General features: G+C 59.7%; 1 protein-coding gene. It reads right to left on the bottom strand.

The genetic code is table 11. The features are described 5' to 3' along the window. A partial coding sequence (locus VR7878_RS20190) for a beta strand repeat-containing protein (RefSeq protein WP_205409497.1) occupies nt 1-2,398 on the bottom strand: 2,398 nt, incomplete at both ends.

Genomic DNA, 2,398 nt, shown 5'->3' with positions numbered 1-2,398 from the left:
GTCAGTCACCGTCACCGGCACTTCGATGACTTGGGTCTCGCCTGCGCTCAGCGCGTCATAACCGGAGGCATCAAAACTATAAGAGCCGTCCGCATTAAGGGTCAGCCCGTCCACGGTCGAGTCGGTGCTGAAGGTCAGCGTTGCATCCGCCGGTAAATCCACATCGGTGGCGGTAATATTGCCGGTAATCCGTGCATCTTCGGCAACAATTCCCACTGCCGCTTGTGCCACCGGCGCATCATTGCTGCCCACTACGGTAATGGTCAGCGTGGTGGTATCAGTCGCACCACGATCATCCGTCACCGTGATCGGCACTTCGATCACTTGTTGCTGACCGGCTCCCAGCGCATCATAACCGGAGGCATCAAAACTATAACTGCCGTCAGCGTTCAACGTCAGCCCATCTACGGTGGATTCCGTGCTGAAGCTCAGACTGGCATCCGCCGGTAAATCCACGTCCGTGGCGGTAATATTGCCGCTCACCGTCGCATCTTCGGTCACCGACGCAGTGGCCGCCTGTGCAACCGGGGCATCATTGGTACCGGTCACGGTAATGGTCAGTGTCGTGGTTGCGGTGGCGCCCTGATCGTCCGTGACGGTTACCGGCACCTCGATGACCTGCGTCTCGCCTGCGCTCAGCGCGTCATAACCGGAGGCATCAAAACTATAAGAGCCGTCCGCATTAAGGGTCAGCCCGTCCACGGTCGATTCCGTGCTGAAGGTCAGACTGGCATCCGCCGGTAAATCCACATCGGTGGCGGTGATACTGCCGCTCACCGTGGCATCTTCGGTCACCGACGCGGTAGCTGCCTGAGCAACCGGGGCGTCATTCGTGCCGGTCACGGTAATCGTCAGTGTCGTGGTCGCGGTGGCGCCCTGATCATCGGTGACGGTTACCGGCACCTCGATGACCTGCGTCTCACCTGCGCTCAACGCGTCATAACCGGAGGCATCAAAGCTGTAAGAGCCGTCGACATTGAGGGTTAAACCATCCACGGTAGATTCAGTGCTGAAGGTCAGACTGGCATCCGCCGGTAAATCCACATCGGTGGCGGTCACACTACCAGTGATGGTGGCATCTTCGGTCACGGATGCGGTGGCTGCCTGTGCAACCGGGGCATCATTGGTGCCAGTCACGGTGATGGTTAACGTGGTGGTCGCGGTCGCGCCTTGATCGTCAGTGACGGTGACCGGCACTTCGATGACCTGCGTCTCACCTGCGCTCAGCGCGTCATAGCCGGAGGCATCAAAGCTATAAGAGCCATCGGCATTGAGGGTCAGCCCGTCCACGGTGGATTCAGTACTGAAGGTCAGCGTCGCATCCGCCGGTAAATCCACATCCGTGGCGGTGATACTGCCGGTCACCGTGGCATCTTCAGTCACCGACGCGGTGGCAGCCTGTGCCATCGGCGCGTCGTTAGTACCAGTCACGGTAATGGTTAACGTGGTACTCGTAGTCGCGCCCTGATCGTCAGTGACGGTCACCGGTACTTCAATCACCTGCGTCTCACCTGCGCTCAGCGCATCATAGCCGGAGGCATCAAAGCTATAACTGCCGTCGGCATTAAGGGTCAGCCCGTCTACAGTAGAGTCAGTGCTAAAAGTCAGCGTCGCATCGGCCGGTAAATCCACATCGGTGGCGGTGATACTGCCGCTCACCGTGGCATCTTCGGTCACCGACGCAGTGGCCGCCTGTGCAACCGGGGCATCATTGGTACCGGTCACGGTAATGGTCAGTGTCGTGGTTGCGGTGGCGCCCTGATCGTCTGTGACGGTCACTGGCACTTCAATCACCTGCGTCTCACCTGCGCTCAGCGCATCATAACCGGAAGTATCAAAGCTGTAAGAGCCATCGGCATTGAGGGTCAGCCCGTCCACGGTCGCGTCGGTACTGAAGGTCAGCGTCGCATCCGCCGGTAAATCCACATCCGTAGCGGTCACACTACCAGTGATGGTGGCGTCTTCGGTCACCGACGCGGTAGCTGCCTGAGCAACCGGGGCGTCATTAGTGCCGGTCACGGTAATCGTCAGTGTCGTGGTCGCGGTCGCGCCTTGATCGTCCGTGACGGTGACCGGCACTTCGATGACCTGTGTCTCGCCGGCGCTCAGCGCGTCATAGCCGGAGGCATCAAAGCTGTAACTGCCGTCCGCATTGAGGGTTAAACCGTCCACGGTCGAGTCGGTGCTGAAGGTCAGACTGGCATCTGCCGGTAAATCCACATCGGTGGCGGTGATATTGCCGCTCACCGTGGCATCTTCGGTCACCGACGCGGTGGCTGCCTGTGCAACCGGGGCGTCATTGGTACCGGTCACGGTAATGGTTAACGTGGTGGTTGCGGTCGCGCCCTGATCATCGGTGACGGTCACTGGCACTTCAATCACCTGCGTCTCACCTGCG

The sequence above is a fragment of the Vibrio ruber DSM 16370 genome (assembly GCF_900163965.1).
GTDB classification, from domain to species: Bacteria; Pseudomonadota; Gammaproteobacteria; order Enterobacterales; family Vibrionaceae; genus Vibrio; species Vibrio ruber.
Note: the sequence above shows the minus strand (reverse complement) of the source record. Positions and strands in the feature narration are given on the sequence as shown.